This is a genomic window from Ochrobactrum quorumnocens (assembly GCF_002278035.1).
Lineage (GTDB): Bacteria > Pseudomonadota > Alphaproteobacteria > Rhizobiales > Rhizobiaceae > Brucella > Brucella quorumnocens.
Window position 1 is genome coordinate 1,871,491 of the sequence record NZ_CP022603.1, and the last position, 19,243, is coordinate 1,890,733.

Below are 19,243 nucleotides of genomic sequence, written 5' to 3' on the forward strand. Positions count from 1 at the left end.
ACTTTGCGAATGACGCCAATAGGTTATCAATTGCAAGAAAACTTCAATGGAATGCACCTACTCCTGCTCCCATATAGACCTTAATGAACGTCGCAGGATCGCGCGTTGGTGCCAGGTCGGCCTGAGTGGATATCATCGCTGAGAAGCTCGGGCGGCATCGTTCGACGATTTTCCGCGAGCGCAGTCCCAATGTATTCATCGACAAGGAATGGCCTGAACTGAGCGGCTACCACTGCGTGAGGGCGCATGACATGGCTAGCAAGCGCGCGCCAAGCAGAGTGCGTATTTCAGTTAAAGCGGACAGCGTTTCCGCTAATATGCGGACATTGTTTTCATTAAATTGCGGACAGTTTTTGTTTCTATGTTTTACGAGTCATTTGTTGATCACTCAGTGATGATTTCTGCGTTTTGAGTTTGCGTCAAGACAGCCCCTGCTTTTTGCTTTCGCATGCTATCTCCTTCAAGGTTGATGCGATGTGCATTGTGGACAATACGATCGAGTATTGCGTCGGCTACGGTGGCATCTGCGATGACGTCGTGCCACGCTGACACGGGGATTTGAGCTGTTATGAGGGTTGATCGGCGTTGATAGCGTTCTTCTACGATTTCAAATAAATGAAGACGCTGCTGCTCAGTAAGGGCATGTGTTCCAAAATCATCGAGGATTAGGAGTTGTACTTTTGCAAGCCTGTCCATCAGACGTGGGAAGCGCCCATCAAGACGCGCAACAGCCAGGTCCTCGAACAGACGGGGTGCTCGCACATAAAGCGCTGAGTGATCATGGCGTGCAGCTTGCCGGGCAAATGCACAGGCAAGCCAGGACTTTCCTGTTCCGGTTTTACCAGTGATGATCATGTTCTCATGATTGTTAACCCACTGTCCCTGTGCCAGGGCCATTGTGTTGCGTCGGTCAAGCTTTCGAGATGCTGCAAAATCAATATCTTCGATACACGCTTGTGGAAAGCGTAGCTTTGCCGCTGCAAGTCGGTTTGTCAGGCGTTTATCGGCACGCATGGCCACTTCTCTGTCGAACATGAGGCCAAGCCATTCATCTCGGCTCAGTTCATGACTATTGTCGTGTTCCGCCAATTCACGATAAGCGCTCGCCATCCCGGGTAGACCAAGCGCGTGCATTTGTTCAAGGGTGGGGTTTGTAAGCATATCTGATCTTTCTCTGTATCAATGGTAATAGCCCCGACCACGAATATTGACGTGTGGTGGAAGCGATTGACCGGTTTCCGCGACAGGCTTTGCCCTGTCGAGGCCGGATTTAAGAATGGAATTGACCGAAGAATATGAAAGCGCCTGAATAGTCAGCGCGCGTTCGCATGCAGCTTCAAGCCGTTGCGGATCATAGCGCCGTGCTAAAGATAAAATGCCCATCACGGCTCGAAAGCCATGTTCAGGATGTGGTTTGTCATGCATGAGCCGTTCAACGAATATAGCGGTGCTTGTGCCGATTTTCTCCGCCTGTCGAACCAAGCTTGCTGCATTCAGGCCAGCGTAGCGCTGATGAGATTTGGGCATATGCTCATTGATAGTGACATGACCATTGCGTTGAGAACGACGAATATCTCAATAACGCGGTGCGTAAGACGAATAGTCACTTTTTGACCGATCAAGCTATGCGGAACCGAATAAAATGTCTTGTCGACCTCGACATGATAATCGGGATGTACTTTTGCCGTCTTCCACTCAGCATATTCAAAGGGCACTTCCGGTAAGTCTGATAGTACAGTGCGCTCAATCTCCTCAAAGAGTTGACGACGGGATTTATCGTAATGGCGCATTGGACGATTGTTGAGATCTTCCAGTAAGGCAGCAATAGTTGTATTCAAGTCCGACAGGGAGAAGAAGGTCCGGTTCCTCAGTCGTGCAAGTATCCAGCGCTCGACAATCAGTACCGCGCCTTCGACTTTGGCTTTGTCCTTCGGTTTGCGCGAACGCGTCGGCAGAATAGTGGTGTCATAGTGCTCTGCCATGGCTGCAAAAGTAGGATTGATGGTTGGTTCGAACCAAAGTGGCTTCGCGACACCGGCTTTAAGATTGTCGCAGACAATCGTTTTAGGAACGCCGCCAAAGAACGACAGAGCTCTAATCTGCCCCTCGATCCAATCAGGTAGCTTCTGGCTAAGACTGGCATAGGCAAAGGTCAAATTGGAAGCAGGAAGTACTGCGACAAATACCTGCGCTTGACATATTTCTCCGGTCTTCGGATCAATCAATGGTAGCGTTTGCCCAGCATAATCTGTCTGCATTACAGCACCCGCCTCATGACGGTTGCGATAGGACGGGTTTATCTTGCAAGCAAAAGCGGCGTAGTTGGTACAAAACCATGTGAAGCCGTATCCATCAGGATGCGCTTGCCGGTACTCCTGCCAAAGCAATGTTAATGTTACGCCCTTGCGTTTAAGTTCACGAGCAATCGTGCTCCAATCCGGAATGCTCAAATCCTGAGGCGGTCGTCCCGCACGCTTGAACACAAGTTGTTCCAGCGCATTATCATTCTCATAGGCAGACAATAATGGCCAACTGCAGATACCAGCTTCACGGGCACGCAGCAGATACGTACTGACGGCAGTCTTTCCGATTTCAAGCCGTTCCGAAATCTCACGAACAGATAGCCCTTGCTCATAGCTCAGGCGCAGAATTGATCGTATGTCCTTCACGTTGATACGTCTCGCTTGCTTCCTGCGCGGCATGAAAACTCCATGGAAAAACCATAAGGAAATCATGCTGCGTGGCGATCGCAAAACACACTTCAAAAACTGTCCGCATATTAGCGAAATCACTGTCCGCTAATTACTGAAACACGTGTCCGCTATTTAGTGAAGAAACTGTCCGGGAATTACTGAAACACGCACAGAGGAAGCTTTCGCGCTTCTTGCACGTCAGGCAGTCCGTCATCGACCGGATCTTATACGGCTGGTCGCCGCAGCAGATTGCGGGCCGGATGCGGCTGGAGCGCCATTCGACCTCCGTCAGCCACGAGACAATCTACCAGTTCGCCCATTCGGCGGACGGACATGCCGTTAAGCTCGCCATGCCAGACTTTCTCAACGCCGCTCTCAGTACCGTCTTCCTCAGTTATCGCCTACTTCCGTTACGAGCGGCAGTTATGGGGGATCGGCGAGCTGGAATATGAGCATAATGTAGCCTTGCTCAAATGAGTTCGAACGCGAGTGCAATTCCCTGTCCCCCTCCGATGCAAAGCGTGACGATGCCTTTAGAGAGGCCGTCGCGGCGCAGCGAATGCAGCAAACGGGTTGTCAGGATCGCACCCGTCGCACCGATCGGGTGGCCATGGGCAACTGCACCACCATCAACATTGACGATGTCTTCTGGCAGCCCCATTTCTTTGATGATTGCGAGTGGCACGGCGGCGAAGGCTTCGTTGATTTCGAAACGCTCAACCTTGCCAAGCGACCATCCCGCCTTGTCGAGGGCGCGTTGCACCGCCGGCACGGGGCCTAGTCCAAAGAGGCCGGGTTCGATCGCGCCAACGCCATAACCGGCTAGACGTGCGACAGGCTCGACGCCGGCTCTTTCGGCAAAGCTACGCTCCGCCACGACCACTGCTGCCGCACCGGCATTCAGACCCGGCGCGTTGCCCGCAGTGATGGTTCCATCCTTGCGAAAGGCAGGCTTCAGCTGGGCCAGCGTTTCCATGGTCGTGTCAGGGCGGGGCGCTTCGTCGATCGCAAAAAGTTCCGTGCCTTTCCGACCAATTATCTCCACGGGCAAGATTTCGTCCGCAAAATGTCCAGCCGCGCTGGCTATTGCGAAACGCTGCTGGGATCGCGCCGCAAAGGCGTCCTGCGCCTCGCGACCGATCTCAAGCTTGGCCACCAGATCCTCGGTATGCCAACCTGAGTGCTCGCCCGAGAAGGCATCATTGAGGCCATCGGTCAGCATGCTATCCAGAATCTGGGCAGGTCCCATGCGGTATCCCCAGCGTCCGCCATCCAGCAAATAGGGTGCTCGATCCATATTCTCCATCCCGCCAGCGATCGCAGCCAGGCTATCACCGGCAACAATTTCCAGCGCGGCTGAAAGAATGGCTTGTGCGCCGGAGCCGCAGACACGATTGACCGTCAGCGCTGGAACGGAGACAGGCAGGCCGCCGCCGATGGATGCCTGACGTGCCGGGTTCATCCGGTTGCCGGCCTGGACGACATTGCCGAGAACGACACTGCCTATTTGCCCGGCCTCGAGACCTGACCGGCGTAGGGTCTCGCGGACAACAAGTGCTCCGAGTTCGGTGGCCGGCATGCCTTTCAGCTTGCCGTTATAAGCCCCAATAGCAGTGCGAACCGGGGCTGCGATAACAATTTCTGGGGTGGACATAGAGGAACCTTTCGATCGTGTTGATGGTCAAACAACGACCCTAACTGCCTTGCAGCAGGGATCACGGGCGCAGCAATCAATGCTGAATCCAAATTGGCTGAGACCTTAAAAAATGGACAAGGCGTCGTCTTTGCATCCGTATTACCTTGGTCGGCTAGGCCCAGAGTGCCATCCGAGCTCTCCACCTCCGAGCGCCGCTACATCCTCTCCGGTTGCATCGCACAGGCCATATTCGCGACGTATTCTCCCATATTTGCTATCGATTACACGTGCATATTCGGGCTGTGGAAGTATCAAGAACTGACGACTGCGAAGGGCGTTCAGAACGTCGGTACCGAGGCGGTCGGGAAGAAGGGCAGCGCGATCGCCAATCCTGCTGGAAGGCTCTCGAGACAACGTGGAAACAATACCGCTCAATCGCTTGTGGACCTCTCGATCTGCCGCCAGTGGTGTTTCGACGAATCCGGGGCAAATGACTGATACCTCGATCAGTGTGTCAGAAAGTTCCATGTGCAATGCTTCGGACATGCCAACCACCGCGTATTTGCATGCGACATAGTCTGCCGCATTGGCGGTAGCAAACAGGCCCAAGACGGAGGCCGTATTGATGATATGGCCGGGTCTTCCGGCCCGCTTCATCGCAGGCAACCAGGTCGCTATGCCGTTGCGAATCCCATTCAAGTTGACACCAACGATCCAATTCCAGTCTTCGTCAGAGATTTGTTCGAAGGGAAGATTAGCTGGTGCCACACCCGCATTGTTGCAAAGAATATCGATTCCACCGAAGCGATCCTCCGTTTGCGCTCGAGCCGATTTCCACGATTCGATATCGGCGACGTTGAGTTCGACCCCTAACGCTTCCGTTCCGTCGCGGTTAAATTTTAAGACGACCTCCTCAAGTCGTGGACCGTTGATATCAGCCAACACCAAATTTGCGCCCGCCGATGAAAAAGCCCGCGCCAAAGCGAGCCCGATCCCCGAGGCTCCGCCCGTGATGAATGCAATCCTGTCGGTAAAGTCATCCATAACACACCGCTGTCTGTTGCATCTCTGTCGAGACATTATCAAATGGCAAAATTGCCTATGTCAGCTATTTTCAGCCGAACACCGGAATTAGGTACCTGTAAGTCGGAGGGATACAAAATGGTCCAACATCATAGATGCTGCTGACCTTGACACCCCGTTATGCTTTTCGGTTAAGCCATCAGACGCTGGTCTTTCTGCGCTTCCCTCTGGAAAGCCGCGGGACGCCTCCGATCGTCTTAAGCAATGGGGGAGCTAAAAGGATCAACAATGAGAGGCTTAGAAACACCGCGCTAATCGGACGTTCCACTAGTACGGATGGGTTGCCGGCAGAGATAAGCATGGTGCGCCGGAAGTTCTCCTCGATCATCGGTCCCAATATGAAGCCAAGAAGAAGCGGGACGATCGGGTAACGCATTGCGGTAAGGGCATAACCTAATACACCGGCGACGACACAGACCGCTACATCGAAGGTGCTGCCTCTGATGCTGAACACGCCAATGCAGATAAAAAACAACATTGCGGGGTAAAGAACGTAATAGGGGATCGAAAGCAGTCTCACCCAGATGCCAATCAATGGGATATTGAGTACAAGCAACAGTACGTTTCCAACCCAAAAACTTGCGACTAACCCCCAGAACATGTCGGGGTGCTCTGATATGAGTTGTGGCCCCGGTGTGACCCCATGCAGCAGCATAGCGCCCAGCAGTATGGCCATAACAGCATCACCGGGAATCCCAAGACTAAGTGTTGGAATGAAGGCGGCCTGGACAGCTGCGTTGTTTGCGGCTTCTGGCGCTGCGACACCTTCGATTGCACCCTTGCCAAATTGTTCAGGATGCTTCGCTATCCGTTTTTCAGCAATATAGGAGATGAAAGTAGCGATCGTAGCTCCCGTCCCGGGCAATATTCCCATGACTGACCCGAAGAAAGAACCTCGCAGCGTTGGCATGAGCGATCGTCGCATTTCCGATAGCGTGGGTATCATCCCCCGGACTGTGATCGATTTCGGATCTACTCGGACCGTGTACTTTTGCCCGATTGAATTGAGAATTTCCACGACCCCAAACAGTCCCATGGCCAGGGCAACCAGGCTAATGCCGTCGGTAAGATGGAATAGGCCGAATGTGAATCGGTAGTAACCCGAAGTCACGTCAGTGCCAACCAAACCCAACACGATGCCCAAAAGCACCATCGAAATGCCTTTGATCGGGCTACCGTCTCCAGCACTCGAAGAAGCAACCAGCGCAAACAACATCACGGAAAAGTAGTCGGCCGAGTTGAAATGGATTGATACTCTGGCCAAGGTAGGTGCAAACAACATGAGTAGGATGATTGCGAGAGATCCGCCTACGAATGATGCAACGGCCGTGATGAACAACGCTTGCCCCGCGCGCCCCTGTTGCGCCATCGGGTAACCGTCCAGGCAAGTCACGGCCGCCGTCGCAGTACCGGGGATGTTAATCAAAATTGACGAAATTGAACTGCCATATTGCGAACCGTAAAAAATGCCCGCCAGCATGATCAAGGCGGTGGTCGGCTCTAGATAGAGCGTTAATGGCAGACACATTGATATTGCTGCCAAGGCGCCGATGCCAGGAAGCGCTCCGACGAAAGTTCCGATCGTGACGCCAATGAAGCAAAATAATAAAGCCTCAAACGAAAGTGCGACGGAAAAGCCAGCGGCAATGCTTGTAAGGTCCATGGTCACATCCAGCCGAACGCACGTATGGGAAGGCGAAACCCCAAAATGAAAACGAGGTATCCGATCGCTGGAATGGCGATTGACAGCGCCAGGGTCCGCACAGGATTGACAGGGCTGACGCCCAGACAACTGATGACGACAAGCAGTGCCGTAGCAGGCACCAATCCAAGGGAATTAACGGTTGCTGCCCAAATCAGCATGGCGGCAATCACGCACACCGACGCACGCCATGATATTTGAGGCTGTTGCGTTTCGCTTCGGCGTTGTTTGATTCCAATCAGGATGGAAAATACGGACAGTATGCTCCCGATTGCAAGCGGGACTGCGCCCGGGCCGAGTTGCCTGAGTGTACCAAGGGGATACCGAAGGCTCTCGATCACGATAACGGCACCCGTTGCCAAAAGGAGAGCTGCCGTTCCTATCTCCCATAGGTTGCGGGTTTTCCCTGACGATCCAAGCGAAGTCCCATTTGGGGTTCCCAGCATTCAATCCTCCTTCACACGCTCATAGGATGCTGCTTTTGAATGAGCGGGAGGGATTAAATTACGCCGCCCTCCACGTCCGTCTAGATGCCAATCTCAGACTACTGTTGCACCGCTCCCGATGCATCAACGATCGGACGCCACCTCTCCAGCTCAAGCGAGATCAGCGCTTGGAGACGTTCAGTGGACGGATCACTCGCGGGGAGCATTCTGAGTTTTTCCAGGGCTTCCAGCCATTCTTCTGTCTTACTGATATCGATAAGTGCAGCGCTGATTTTGGTCACGACATCCTCAGGTACGCCAACAGGCGCCCAAAGAGCCCACCAGTTGTCAATGGTGACATCTGCGACCCCGGCCTCTATAGCGCTTGGTACCTCCGGCAAGCTTTCGAGCCGCTTTTCGGTAGTCACAGCTATCGCCCTCAGCGAGCCATCCTTCACGAAGTCGATGCCTGATGGAGGTCCAAACATCATGGTTGTCTCACCGCCAGCAAGGCCTACGAGCGCAGGAGACGACCCTGTATATGCGATCGGTGTGAAGTGCGCACCGACCGTCTCATTGAGGAGAACACAAGACAGGTGCTGAGAAGATCCGACACCGGCATGCGCGCACGTTACGTTTGAGCCATCGCGCTTACCAAACGCGATCAACTCGTCAAGGGTCCGAATATCGCTACTTGACGGCACGAAAACGATACTTGCACTGGAAGCCACTTGGCCCAGAGGTTGGAAATCAGCCTTTACGTCAAACGGAAGTTTGCGCATTGCAGGCAAAATGGTCGAGGTACTTATCGTTCCCAATAGCAGCGTGTAGCCATCCGGGGCTGCCCTCGCAACATACTGAAATCCAATCGCACCGCCAGCGCCCTCCCGATGTTCGACGACGAAATTTTGGCCGAGCCTTTTCGCGAGCTCATTTCCCAACAAAGTTGCAACGGTCGTACCGAGGCCACCAGGCGCAAACGGCATGACAATAGTCACCGGCCTTTCAGGATAGTCTTGGCTGGCTACGCCATCAGAGGCAAAAGTTGCGCCCAAGACTGTTGCGATAAGCAAAGCTCTGCGAGATAACATTTTATTCCTCCGGTAGTCGTTCCCATCTTTCTGACAGCTTGAGCACTGCTTGATTGAAATTGCCGCAATAACCATGCCAAACGTCGACTGGCGATTGGGGTTTTGGTACAAGAGGTCTCAAAGAGATTGCTTCAGTTTGCGCTGGTTCTGATCACCTGAAGTGTATTTTTTGAAGTCAAAATGTCGCGCATCTGTCGTTGTCAAGGACAGGAGAGGTGCCTTATTTAGCTTCAGTTAATCAATCGGCATACTTGGCGAATGATATCCGCCTCTGGCTCGGGACTTGCGAGTGACAACTCTCCTGACGAGACCGCTTTCCAGCCATAGCGCAAAAAAACGTGCATCGACGGGGTTAGTAATGTCTCCGTGATCAAGCGAAGCGACATTAGGATCGGGCATTCGCTGACGTTGCTACAGTCAGGTTTAAGGAAAGGGAGCAGCCTTTGCAGAACTATCAGAGCCTTACCATATCGCGCCGAGGACGGATTGCGACCGTTTCGCTGAACCGCCCACAGGTACGCAATGCTACCGATGCAACGCTCCATAGAGAGCTTGCGAACATCTTCTATGATCTGGACAGCGACCGGGAAACTGACGTGATTATCTTGACCGGAAATGGCTCGGCGTTCTGCGCCGGCGGGGATGTTCAATACATGCAGGATCTCGTCAGGGAACAAGCATTCTATGATCGCATTATTCCGGAAGCAAAGCGCATCGTCGGTTCCATTCTCGACTGCCGTAAACCCATCATAGCAAAGCTGAATGGTCACGCGACAGGCTTCGGAGCCACTCTGGCGCTCTTCTGTGACGTCGTCTTCGGGAACAGGACCGCAAAAATCGGCGATCCTCACGTTCTCGTGGGGCTTACAGCAGGCGACGGCTCGTCCGTGATCTGGCCGCAGCTAATTGGTCACGCCAGAGCCAAAGAGTACCTGATGACCGGTGATCTCATCACGATGGCGAAGGCGGCCGAAATTGGCCTGATCAACCACGCACTCCCATTGGAAGAACTCGATTCAGCGGTTGAAGCGTTCGCGGACAAGTTGGCTTGCCTGCCACAACTGGCCATTCAGACCACTAAAATCGCGGTCAACATTTCTCTAAAGCAACTCGTTGCCAGCATAATGGATGCGTCCCTCGCATATGAGGTTATTTCCAGCGAGCGGGAACCGCATCGGAAAGCCGTTGAGGAGTTCGTTCGCGACGGCTCCCCTTAAAGCTTTGACCGGAGCGTAAAGAGGGAATCCGCACCCCGTATGAATACCCTTTGGATCGACCCTGCTCGCTTCAATGTTCGACAGTCGATGATCTTTGGCACAAAGCTTGCGCTGTCTCAGGTTTGAAACAGAGCGATATGTATGGCGCTCGTAAATGCATTGATAATATCTACGCATGTTCGTCGACTTGGTTAGCCAGATAATCGCATTGGAGTGTTAGAAACTATGGGTTTGTTCAGCACCAGACTGTTTGATGGAAGAGCACAATGAGTGAGATTTTTGTTGTCGGCGTGGGTATGACGCCATTCGGGAAGATGCTTGACCGTTCCGTCAAGGATCTGACGCGCCAGGCGGTCGAGGTTGCCATGAGCGACGCGTCAACGAGTGCAGATTCGATCGGATCGCTGTTTTTTTCGAATTCGACCCAATCGATCATGGAAGGCCAGCATATGATTCCTGGCCAGATTGCGCTACGTGAATTGGGATTTCAGCGAAAGCCAATATTCAACGTCGAGAACGCATGTGCCGGAGGTACTTCGGCTTTTCATCTGGCCTATGTCGATTTGCTCGCGGGGCAATGTGACGTCGCGCTTGCTGTCGGCGTCGAGAAAATGGTTCATACGGACAAGGCGCTGAGCCTTTCGATCTTTGATGGGGCCTGGGACGTCGCGACACGAGATGAAACGTTTGAGATCCTTTCCGCACTCGGTCAGGATATGGCCATCCCCGAGCCATACGAGAACGCCACCGGTAACCGCAGCGTCTTCATGGATATGTATGCGTCGATCGCGCGCCATCACATGGCGAAGTTTGGTTTAACCCAACGTCAAATCGCCATAGTCGCCGCCAAAAATCATCAGCACTCGATCCAAAATCCGTTCGCACAGTATCAGAATGCCGTGTCCGTCGAAGAGGTGCTTTCGTCTCGAGTGATCGCCTGGCCTTTGACCCTTCCGATGTGTGCGCCCGTCTCCGACGGGGCCGCTGCGGTAATTCTTTGCCGAAAGGAAGCGCTACACAAGTTCGACCGTAGTCGCGCAATTCGCATCGACGCTTCGGTTATCGGAGGCGGAACCGATCGCGATCCGCGTGATACCAGTAAGCATATCGGGCGATTGGCGGCCATCGAGGCCTATGAGCGTGCCGGCATGGAGCCATCTGATATGCACCTTGCCGAAGTCCACGACGCATCTGCTTTTGCGGAAATTCTCCAAACGGAAAACCTGGGTTTCTGCGACATCGGCGAAGGCGGGCGTCTGGCGGAAAGCGGGGCAACGACGATCGGCGGGCGCATCCCGGTGAACCCATCGGGAGGCCTTATCTCCCGAGGTCATCCGATCAGTGCCACCGGGCTTGCTCAGATTCATGAACTGGTAATGCAGCTCCGCGAGGAGGCTGGACCTCGCCAGGTAGATGGGGCTCGTGTCGCAATCGCTGAGAACGGAGGCGGTTTCTACAAGTACGAAGAAGCCGTTGCCGCGATTACCATCTTAAGTCGTTGAAGGGGCCAACTATGAACATTGCTCAATTCCTGCCATCAATCGCCCTGCAATATAGAGACAGGCCCGCCGTATCCAGCGGTGCCAAGCTGCTTTATAGCTATGCTGATCTTGAGAGACGTGTCGGACAACTGGCCTATCAGCTTCGTCACAAATTCGGTCTCGGGGTCGGCGACCGTGTCGCGCTGGCGATGACAAATGGTCCAGCCTACATCGAAGTTCTGCTGGCCTGCTGGCGCGCCGGACTGTGTGCAGTTCCCATGAACCCGAAGCTTCATACCAAGGAGTTGCTCTACATTATCGAAAATGCGGAGGCTTCTGTTTGTTTTACCACTGAAGACCTCGCGACGGGACTGGCGACTGGAACGCCAGCCTGCCTGAAGCATGTGATCAATGTAGATGATGAGCCATTCCAGTCGCTGGCATCCGGGCCGTCGCTTGCAACGGTTGACGTGAATGAGTCCGATGTGGCCTGGTTGTTTTACACCAGCGGTACAACGGGCCGTCCCAAGGGCGCTATGCTCAGCCATGGTAATCTGCTTGCAATGACCCTGCGCTACTACGCCGACATCGAGCAGGTGTCGGAAAAGAGTTGCTACCTGCATCTTGCGCCGACGTCGCACGGTGCCGGGCTTTATGCATTGCCCCATTTGATGAAGGGGTCAAATCAGGTAATTCCAGTCAGCCGTGGCTTCGATGTTGACGAACTGATCGATCTTCTTGGGACATACGAAGGTGTCACCTTTTACGTCGCGCCCACCATGCTGACCAGACTCACCAATCATTCCCGGGTGGGTTCGATACCCGTCGAACACATCAACACCATCTTCTATGGCGGTGCCCCGACTTACGTCGAGGACATCAAGCGTTCCATTAATGTTTTCGGGCCGAGGCTCTACCAAATCTACGGACAAGGGGAGTCCCCGATGACCGGCACTGGTTTATCGAAAACCATGCACGTCGACGCCTCGCATCCTGCATATGAGCAGCGTCTGGCGAGCGTCGGCATTCCGAGGACGGGTATGGAAATCCGCGTTGTAACTGCGGACGGTGAGGATTGCACAACCGACGAACTCGGAGAGGTAATTTTCCGCAGCGACGTAACGATGCTGGGATACTGGAAGAATGAGGAAGCAACGCAAAAAGCCATCCAGAATGGATGGCTTTACTCGGGCGACATTGGATCACTCGACAGGTGGGGCCTTCTCACCTTGCGGGATCGTTCAAAAGACGTCGTGATCAGCGGCGGAAGCAATATCTATCCCCGTGAAGTCGAAGAGATATTGCTGATGGACGAGCGCGTTCTGGAAGTTTCGGTCGTGGGCAGACCTCATCCGGATTGGGGCGAGGAAGTCGTCGCCTTTGTCGTGCCACGTCCTGGTCAGACGATTGTCGAGAGCGATCTGGACAAGCTTTGCCTTGATCACATAGCCCGGTTCAAGCGTCCAAAGGACTATATCGTTCTCGACGCCTTGCCAAAGAGTAATTACGGCAAGATCCTGAAATCCGAGTTGAGAAAACATTTTCAGCCGACCGGGCTGCAAGCATGAATGAAGCGGTGGATTTCCATGAAGAAAGCCGGGGGTTACACAAGCTTCTCGATGGGAAAATGGAGATACTTCAACACCTTCCCACGCAATTCAAGCAGTGGACCATTGCTGACATCGTCCGGCACCTGCATGCATGGAACCTGGCAGCGTTACTCACCACCCGTAGCGCGGTAGACTTTGAGACCTATTTCACTCGGGCAAGGCCATATATAGAGCAACAGAACGTGCGGCAGTTCGAGCGCGGCGAGTTTGGCGGGCTTTACGGCGCTGGCCTGCTTGAGGAGTGGTGGCTTGGCGCTGAACAGGTCACCGCGACGTTTCGAAGTATAGATCCCCGACAGCGGTTAAGCTGGGGTGGGCCCTCTATGAGCGCAAGATCCTGCATCTCCGCTCGGCTCATGGAAACGTGGGCGCACGGGCAGGCGATATATGATTTGCTTGGTATCGAGCGGCAGGAAACCGACCGGATCAAGAGCATTGCGGTTCTGGGAATGAACACGTTCGGATGGAGTTTTTCCGTCAAGGGAATCGAGCCCCCCGCCCAGCGACCGAGTGTCCGCCTGACTGCGCCGTCGGGGGCAGAATGGGCCTGGATTAACGAGCACAGCGAAGATGCCATATGCGGCGATGCGGTAGCCTTTTGCCAGGTCGTTACCCAGACACGGAATATTGCCGATACATCATTGCTTGTAGTCGGTAGCGATGCCAAACGGTGGATGGATATCGCACAGTGCTTTGCCGGACCGCCGAGCTATCCACCGCTTCCAGGCACGCGCAGATATAAGGCGGCCGAGGACGTTTTTCCAGTTGATGCCTGGCCGTCAGGAGGGTTTGGAACCGAGCGGGGGATGTAGATGTGGAGTTGTCCGGCAGTTGCGTTGATCAACGTTGAAAAAATGATCTTCCACTTCATTGGGGACACGCTCCGCCCATATATCACCAATACGATTTATTTCTCGGTTGTTATTGAGCAGAGGACGGCCGAATGAAGTTTGAATTTCGCCATTTGCGATATTTCCTCGCGGCGGCGGAACAACGGAGCTTCAGGCGTGCTGCGCGCGCCCTATCCGTCGAGCCTTCGACGGTTAGTCGGCGCATCCGTGATTTGGAGGATGAAATTGGCGCTGCCCTGTTCATTCGCGGGCATGGCGGCGTCAGCCTTACGGGTGCGGGCGAGCGATTCATCGGAAGGGTGCGCAAGGCGCTGAACCATCTCGCCCGTGCAGCCGCAGATGTTGACGTCGTCGGGCGGGGTCAGGAGGGCGTTGTTCGGATTGGTCTGATGTCCTCGATGGCCTCCGGCTTCATTGCCAATTTGGTGGACACATACGGCGAGAGCCATGTGGGAGTGCAGATTGATTATGCGGAAGGAGATGCGGCGGACCATATCACGGCGGTTCGGCAGCATCGACTGGACGTCGCGTTTCTGACGGGAGGTCCAGTGGCCGAGGGTTGCGATCTTGCGCATCTTTGGAATGAACGCATCTATGTAGCGATGTCAGAAAAGCACGAACTGGCCGAGATTGAAGAGGTCTCTTGGAGCGATCTGCAGGACCGATCATTCGTCGTCAGCAAGGCGCAGGCTGGGCCGGAGATCCAAGACTATCTGGTAAAGCATCTTTCGCGGCCAGGCCATATTCCGAATGTTCAGTTACACGCGGTTTATCGTGACACGCTGATGCAGATTGTGGCCCAAGGGCAAAGCCTCACGCTGACCAGCGAGGCGACCATAGCTACAAAGTTCCCAGGCGTTACCTATCGCCCGCTCGCCGGAGAGATTCTGCCCTTTTGTGCCGTATGGTCGCCACGCAACGACAATCCCGCTTTCCGGCGCTTGCTCAGTCTCGCGAAGCTCATCTCTAAGCGCTGCGAAACCTGTTTGGTCACGAAGGGCTTAATTGATCATTCGTAGTCCGCCGGAGCTGTCCCTGTACTCGCCGTGCCTTTGCAAAGCCGCGATCCGTCGCGATAAACCGCTCTAGCATTGGCACGATAAGCTTCTTCGGGTCCGTTGCGCTCTGGCCGCTTTCGCGCGCCATGACCTCGGCATAAGCGACCAGATCACGATGCAGCTCACCGGGTAAATCGATGGTGATCTTGACCGGCTTGTCTTCGAAGATTGGTCCGAGTTTCAACTTGGTCATGTCAGCCTCCATAGGGTTCGAGAACAAGATCGCGGGTCACAACCACCCGGACCGGGAAACCCGGCCGGATGGTGAGTGTCGGCTGGACATTGAGCTGGCGGCGCACGATCTGCTGTCCGGCGTCGTTGATGGTATCCTGGCCGCCGTCGCGGATTGCTCGGAGCAGACGGTCATCGTCATCGACGGCAAGCTCGGCGCCAATGGACAAGAGGGTCGAGAGCCCTGCGGCCTTTGCGAGATCCCACCAGTGATAATCGACCCCGTCCTCCAGACCGGCATAGCCCTGACCATCGGTGCCGGGCTGACGTTCCAGAACGATCGAGCGCCCGTTGGGCATGATCAGCCGGTTCCAGACCAGCAGCACACGTCGCTGCCCGAACCCGACGCCATTGTCATATTCGCCTATGATGCGGCTGCCCTGCGGCACGAGCAGGATACGGCCGGTTGGGCTGTCGTAGATGTTTTCCGTGACCTGCGCAGTGATCTGGCCGGGAAGGTCGGAGCGGATACCGGTGATGAGCGCCGCCGAGATCACCGCTCCGGCCTGAAGCACATAGGGCGAAGCCGGGGCCGCGACGCGATCGCCCGAGACGGTGCGCCGATCAACAGGGGCATTGAGGAAGGCCCCCTGACGATCCTGTGCCGTCTGCGCGCCGCCCTGACCTGCGAGACCCATGCTTGCGAAGTCCGGCGTTGCGCCGCCAGCCGCTGCGCCGACGCCGGGTCGGGCTTCGGTCTGGAAGAACACCCGGCTGGTGCGGGCCGCTTCCTCTTCCGCAAGGCGGCGCTGCTCTTCCTGATCCATCCCCGGTGCGCCAGCCATGGTCGGGGGAACGACGGGTTGGCCACGGTTCTGAGCGTCAAGGATCGGGCCACCAAGATCGCCGGGAAGAGGAGGTCCGAGAACCGGACCGGTATAGTCGCGTGGCAGGCCGGCCAGGCCGTCCGCCGTGCTGCGATTGTCGACGGAATAGAGTTCTTCGCCGCCAGGGCCTGCCTCGCGGGTCTGAAGCGCGTAAATCAGCGCGCCGCCGACACCGAGCGCGGTGACGACGCCAAGCCCGGCCAGAACCTTGCGCGACAGGCGGGTGACTCGCGGAGCCTCGGCGCGCAGGCGCATTGTCGGCGCAGAATCGCCGGACGCACCCGCCAGCGAGATGGCGGAATCGTCGTCAGATCCGGTTGGCTCACTTCTGCTGTTGTCTGTAGCACTCATGATGCGGGCCTTCCGTCGGTGCGAACGATCCTGACGACCTGCTGGCGGTCGCCGCTGCCAAGACGCAGCTCGGCGGCGCCGAACAGGCGGTCCACGATAAGGATATGCTGGTGGATGCGGCTGTTGACGATCTGCGCTTCGCTGTCGGGGCCGATGACGAAGAGTGGGGGCATCTCGCCCTGCACGATGCCGCGCGGGAACTCGACATAGACGCGCCGGCCATCGTCATAGATGGAGACGGGCTTCCATGGTGGATTGCCGCCGGTGAGACCATAACGGTAGTTCCGAGCCGTCGCGGCCGGGATAATGGGCGTGGTCGGCACGGTCTGCCGCGATCCCGGCTGTGCGGGATAGGCCCAGGCGACGGCTGGCATGTAGAGGGCCTCTCGGGCGCGCAGCTCGATCATATAGGTCCGACGATCGGTGGTGATGATGAGGTTGGTCGCGATGTCGGCGCGCGTCGGCTTGACCAGCACTTGCACCCGGCGACTCAGGCCAGCGCCGCTTTCGGTATCGCCGATGATCCAGCGCGCGGTGTCACCGGCTGCGATGGGACCTGCGCCGGTCAGGATCTCACCCGGTTCGAGCGCGATTGTGGTGATCTGGCCGACAGCAGCATAGACCTGATAGAGCGCGCCTTCACTCCAGGGGTAGATCTGGATGGCGTTGTAATACCCCTCGCGTCTTGGCTCAACGCGGGCGGCGGCATTGGCGTTTTCGACGCGTCCGCCAGGCGTTGCAGCCGCGGTGCCGCCCCGGCTAACTGTCCAGCCAGGGGGAAAATGCAAGGGGCGCGGCGCCTGTTCTGTCACGACAGTCGGGACGGCTGGCAGTGGCGGAACATCGGAATCGTAGCTGATCTCCGGCGGCTTTTTCATCGTGGCGCAGCCGGCGAGCGTGGTTGCGGCGAGGAGAACCGCGAGAAGGGCTGGGTTTTTACTCGCCTGTCGGTCCGATGGTCTGATGACTGTGTTCATTGGCTCATCTCCCGCGACCAGGAGATCGCATTGACGTAGATGCCCAATGGGTTGGACTTCAGCCGTTCGGCGTCACGCGGAGGCTGCAGGACAATCGTGAGGATCGCTGTCCAGCGCTGCGTGCCGGAGAGCTGGCCGTTCTCATAGTGGCGCTCCGTCCAGGCCACGCGGAAACTATCGGGCGATGCCCGGATGACACTCGATACCTCGACGGCGATCTGGTCCCGGCCGACCTTGGTGAAGGGATCATTGGCGCGGGCGTAATCGTTGAGCGCGGCCGCTCCTCGATCAGTGGTAAACTCATATGCACGCAGCCAGTTCTGGCGAACGATGATCGCGTCGGCGGGGATCGAACGGACCTGCTCGATGAAGCGTCCGAGATGCCAGGCCACCTGCGGATCGGTCGGCCGGTAGTCGGCGGTTGCCGGGGCGACAGCCTGCGACTGGCCGAGATTGTCGACCTGTACGACCCAGGGAACGACGGTGCCGCGCGCCGACTGCCAGACCAAGGCTGAAGCAAAACCGGCCGACAGGATCAGCGAGCCGAAGGCCATAAAGCGCCAGTTCCTAGCCTGGATGCGCGCCGAACCTATGCGATCGTCCCAGACCTGAGAGGCCTTCTGGTAGGGTGTTTCGGGTTCGGGTGATTTGCCATAGTGGGTTGCGGGGCGTTTGAAGATGCTCATCAGCGGTCACTTTCAGAAAGGTTGATGGAAGAGCCGCCGCCATGGGCGTCGCCGGAGCGCACGGCATGGGCGGCGGCCGAGACGCCGTGGGACATCGATTGCGAGCGCTTCATGCGCTTTGCCCAGGCCGGCTCGCCGCCAGATGCGGCAGGAGATGCAGCCTCAGAGGACCCGCCCGTGGTCTCGAAGGCGGATTTGGCGCCGTCAGAAAAGCTGGTTTTGACGCTGTTGGTGGCTTTGGACGCGGCGCGCTTGAGGGGCGAGACGGCGGCGGAGCCTGCGGCTTTCGTCACACCGCCGAGACCGGAGGCCACACAGCCTGCGCCGGTTTGACCGTCAGAGGCGAGGCTATAGGCGGTCGATGCGCCGCCGGCGGCCGCGGCGCCACCACGAACGGCGGCAGCTCCACCGGACAGGGCAGCAGCGCCGCCTCTGGCCGCGAGACCGGCAGCACCAGCGCCAGCCATCATCGCACCGCCAACCGCAAGCCCGGTGCCGACGGCAGCGCCAGCTCCAAGCTGCGGACCGCCAGAGACGAGGCCGTTGGCGATGCCGGGGCCGAAGATGCCGAGACCGAGAAGGGACAGTGCCGCCAGCACGATCGCCATGGCGTCATCAATGCTAGGCGCTGCTCCCCCGAACCCTGCGGTGAACTGGCCAAACAAGGTTGATCCGATGCCGATGATGACGGCGAGCACCAGCACCTTGATGCCGGAAGAAATCACATTGCCCAACACCTTCTCGGCCATGAAGGCTGATTTGCCGAACAGGCCGAAGGGAATGAGCACGAAGCCGGCCAATGTCGTCAACTTGAACTCGATCAGCGTGACAAAGAGCTGGACGGCGAGAATGAAGAAGGCGAGCAGCACCAGCGCCCAGGCAAACATCAGGCAGGCGATCTGAATGAAGTTCTCGAAGAAGGACCAGTAGCCCATCAGGCCGGAGATCGATTCGAGCAGCGGTCGACCCGCATCGAGGCCGGTCTGGGCGACCTTGCCGGGGCACAGCAATTCGGCGGTCGTGAATCTGGTGCCTGACCCTTTGAGGCCAAGCCCGGCGAAACTGTCGAAGACGATCTTCGCGAGATTGTTCCAGTTGCCGATGATGTAGGCGAAGGCGCCGACGAACAGGGTTTTTTTGACCAGGCGCGCGACGATGTCGTCGTCGGCGCCCCAGGACCAGAACAGGGCGGCCAGCGTCACGTCGATGACGATCAGGGTGGTGGCAATGAAGGCGACTTCGCCGCCGAGCAGGCCAAAGCCGCTGTCGATGTAGCTGGTGAAGACCTGGAGGAATTGGTCAATGACGCCAGTGCCGCCCATGA

16 protein-coding genes and 3 pseudogenes are annotated in these 19,243 nt (G+C 56.5%); 7 read left to right on the forward strand and 12 right to left on the reverse strand.

Translation table 11 applies throughout. From position 1 onward, the window contains the following. Positions 1 to 46: 46 nt before the first annotated feature. Positions 47 to 266, forward strand: a pseudogene (locus CES85_RS28295) (helix-turn-helix domain-containing protein); the annotation flags it as partial. A 118-nt stretch (positions 267 to 384) separates the two neighbouring features. Here the strand turns inward: CES85_RS28295 and istB are convergent. Then, positions 385 to 1,161 (reverse strand): IS21-like element helper ATPase IstB, encoded by a 777-nt coding sequence (istB, locus tag CES85_RS08830; protein WP_095445478.1) that lies wholly within the window; start codon positions 1,159 to 1,161, stop codon positions 385 to 387. 18 nt (positions 1,162 to 1,179) lie between these two features. After that, a pseudogene (gene istA / locus CES85_RS08835) lies at positions 1,180 to 2,702 on the reverse strand (IS21 family transposase). A 164-nt stretch (positions 2,703 to 2,866) separates the two neighbouring features. Between istA and CES85_RS28300 the strand changes: the two are divergent. Beyond that, a pseudogene (locus tag CES85_RS28300) lies at positions 2,867 to 3,040 on the forward strand (IS30 family transposase); the annotation flags it as partial. 122 nt (positions 3,041 to 3,162) lie between these two features. Here CES85_RS28300 and CES85_RS08845 read toward each other — a convergent pair. The 5 genes from CES85_RS08845 to CES85_RS08865 form a co-directional block, all read right to left on the reverse strand. Continuing rightward, positions 3,163 to 4,347 (reverse strand): thiolase family protein, encoded by a 1,185-nt coding sequence (locus CES85_RS08845; protein ID WP_095445525.1) that lies wholly within the window; start codon positions 4,345 to 4,347, stop codon positions 3,163 to 3,165. Between the two features lie 141 nt (positions 4,348 to 4,488). Continuing rightward, a complete protein-coding gene (locus tag CES85_RS08850) occupies positions 4,489 to 5,373 on the reverse strand; it encodes an SDR family oxidoreductase (RefSeq protein ID WP_157743441.1) in 885 nt (294 codons plus the stop codon). A gap of 178 nt (positions 5,374 to 5,551) precedes the next feature. Continuing rightward, positions 5,552 to 7,075, reverse strand: a complete 1,524-nt coding sequence (locus CES85_RS08855) for a tripartite tricarboxylate transporter permease (protein WP_095445527.1) — start codon at positions 7,073 to 7,075, stop codon at positions 5,552 to 5,554. Positions 7,076 to 7,077: 2 nt separating this feature from the next. Beyond that, on the reverse strand, positions 7,078 to 7,560 hold the full coding sequence (locus CES85_RS08860) for a tripartite tricarboxylate transporter TctB family protein (RefSeq protein WP_095445528.1): 483 nt from the start codon (positions 7,558 to 7,560) through the stop codon (positions 7,078 to 7,080). Between the two features lie 98 nt (positions 7,561 to 7,658). Beyond that, entirely contained in the window at positions 7,659 to 8,630 is a 972-nt protein-coding gene (locus CES85_RS08865) for a Bug family tripartite tricarboxylate transporter substrate binding protein (protein ID WP_157743442.1), read from the reverse strand. A gap of 443 nt (positions 8,631 to 9,073) precedes the next feature. On the opposite strand from CES85_RS08865, the gene CES85_RS08870 reads away from it, so the two are divergent. The 5 genes from CES85_RS08870 (at position 9,074) to CES85_RS08890 (ending at position 14,808) form a co-directional block, all read left to right on the forward strand. Beyond that, entirely contained in the window at positions 9,074 to 9,847 is a 774-nt protein-coding gene (locus CES85_RS08870; protein WP_095445530.1) for an enoyl-CoA hydratase/isomerase family protein, read from the forward strand. A 266-nt stretch (positions 9,848 to 10,113) separates the two neighbouring features. Further along, positions 10,114 to 11,349: a thiolase family protein gene (locus CES85_RS08875; protein ID WP_095445531.1), complete on the forward strand. Its 1,236-nt coding sequence runs from the start codon at positions 10,114 to 10,116 to the stop codon at positions 11,347 to 11,349. Positions 11,350 to 11,360: 11 nt separating this feature from the next. Further along, positions 11,361 to 12,896 (forward strand): class I adenylate-forming enzyme family protein, encoded by a 1,536-nt coding sequence (locus tag CES85_RS08880; protein WP_095445532.1) that lies wholly within the window; start codon positions 11,361 to 11,363, stop codon positions 12,894 to 12,896. Beyond that, positions 12,893 to 13,750, forward strand: coding sequence for a TIGR03084 family metal-binding protein (locus CES85_RS08885; RefSeq protein ID WP_095445533.1), 858 nt, complete (start codon positions 12,893 to 12,895; stop codon positions 13,748 to 13,750). The genes CES85_RS08880 and CES85_RS08885 overlap by 4 nt, the downstream gene beginning before the upstream one ends. A 131-nt stretch (positions 13,751 to 13,881) precedes the next feature. After that, on the forward strand, positions 13,882 to 14,808 hold the full coding sequence (locus tag CES85_RS08890) for a LysR family transcriptional regulator (RefSeq protein WP_095445534.1): 927 nt from the start codon (positions 13,882 to 13,884) through the stop codon (positions 14,806 to 14,808). Here CES85_RS08890 and CES85_RS08895 read toward each other — a convergent pair. From CES85_RS08895 to trbL, 5 genes are all read right to left on the reverse strand, one after another. Beyond that, positions 14,780 to 15,040 carry a DUF2274 domain-containing protein gene (locus CES85_RS08895; protein WP_095445535.1) on the reverse strand — a complete coding sequence of 87 codons (261 nt, stop codon included), beginning with the start codon at positions 15,038 to 15,040 and terminating at the stop codon, positions 14,780 to 14,782. The genes CES85_RS08890 and CES85_RS08895 overlap by 29 nt on opposite strands. Before the next feature lies 1 nt (position 15,041). Beyond that, complete coding sequence (locus CES85_RS08900) at positions 15,042 to 16,160, reverse strand: TraB/TrbI/VirB10 family type IV secretion system protein (RefSeq protein WP_208636296.1); 1,119 nt, start codon at positions 16,158 to 16,160, stop codon at positions 15,042 to 15,044. A gap of 92 nt (positions 16,161 to 16,252) precedes the next feature. Further along, positions 16,253 to 17,233 carry a P-type conjugative transfer protein TrbG gene (gene trbG, locus CES85_RS08905; RefSeq protein ID WP_095445537.1) on the reverse strand — a complete coding sequence of 327 codons (981 nt, stop codon included), beginning with the start codon at positions 17,231 to 17,233 and terminating at the stop codon, positions 16,253 to 16,255. Beyond that, the gene (trbF, locus tag CES85_RS08910; RefSeq protein ID WP_095445538.1) at positions 17,230 to 17,919 is read right to left on the reverse strand and encodes a conjugal transfer protein TrbF; all 690 of its coding nucleotides are present in this window, start codon (positions 17,917 to 17,919) and stop codon (positions 17,230 to 17,232) included. Before trbF ends, trbG begins: the two co-directional genes overlap by 4 nt. Next, entirely contained in the window at positions 17,919 to 19,241 is a 1,323-nt protein-coding gene (gene trbL / locus CES85_RS08915) for a P-type conjugative transfer protein TrbL (RefSeq protein ID WP_095445539.1), read from the reverse strand. Before trbL ends, trbF begins: the two co-directional genes overlap by 1 nt. Positions 19,242 to 19,243 lie beyond the last annotated feature (2 nt).

Bases quoted from the DNA above. Each gene is read 5' to 3' on its own strand.
- istB (WP_095445478.1), bottom strand. From the start codon at position 1,161: ATGCTTACAAACCCCACCCTTGAACAAATGCACGCGCTTGGTCTACCC.
- CES85_RS08845 (WP_095445525.1), bottom strand. From the start codon at position 4,347: ATGTCCACCCCAGAAATTGTTATCGCAGCCCCGGTTCGCACTGCTATT.
- CES85_RS08850 (WP_157743441.1), bottom strand. From the start codon at position 5,373: ATGGATGACTTTACCGACAGGATTGCATTCATCACGGGCGGAGCCTCG.
- CES85_RS08855 (WP_095445527.1), bottom strand. From the start codon at position 7,075: ATGGACCTTACAAGCATTGCCGCTGGCTTTTCCGTCGCACTTTCGTTT.
- CES85_RS08860 (WP_095445528.1), bottom strand. From the start codon at position 7,560: ATGCTGGGAACCCCAAATGGGACTTCGCTTGGATCGTCAGGGAAAACC.
- CES85_RS08865 (WP_157743442.1), bottom strand. From the start codon at position 8,630: ATGTTATCTCGCAGAGCTTTGCTTATCGCAACAGTCTTGGGCGCAACT.
- CES85_RS08875 (WP_095445531.1), top strand. From the start codon at position 10,114: ATGAGTGAGATTTTTGTTGTCGGCGTGGGTATGACGCCATTCGGGAAG.
- CES85_RS08880 (WP_095445532.1), top strand. From the start codon at position 11,361: ATGAACATTGCTCAATTCCTGCCATCAATCGCCCTGCAATATAGAGAC.
- CES85_RS08885 (WP_095445533.1), top strand. From the start codon at position 12,893: ATGAATGAAGCGGTGGATTTCCATGAAGAAAGCCGGGGGTTACACAAG.
- CES85_RS08890 (WP_095445534.1), top strand. From the start codon at position 13,882: ATGAAGTTTGAATTTCGCCATTTGCGATATTTCCTCGCGGCGGCGGAA.
- CES85_RS08895 (WP_095445535.1), bottom strand. From the start codon at position 15,040: ATGACCAAGTTGAAACTCGGACCAATCTTCGAAGACAAGCCGGTCAAG.
- CES85_RS08900 (WP_208636296.1), bottom strand. From the start codon at position 16,160: ATGCGCCTGCGCGCCGAGGCTCCGCGAGTCACCCGCCTGTCGCGCAAG.
- trbG (WP_095445537.1), bottom strand. From the start codon at position 17,233: ATGAACACAGTCATCAGACCATCGGACCGACAGGCGAGTAAAAACCCA.
- trbF (WP_095445538.1), bottom strand. From the start codon at position 17,919: ATGAGCATCTTCAAACGCCCCGCAACCCACTATGGCAAATCACCCGAA.
- trbL (WP_095445539.1), bottom strand. From the start codon at position 19,241: ATGGGCGGCACTGGCGTCATTGACCAATTCCTCCAGGTCTTCACCAGC.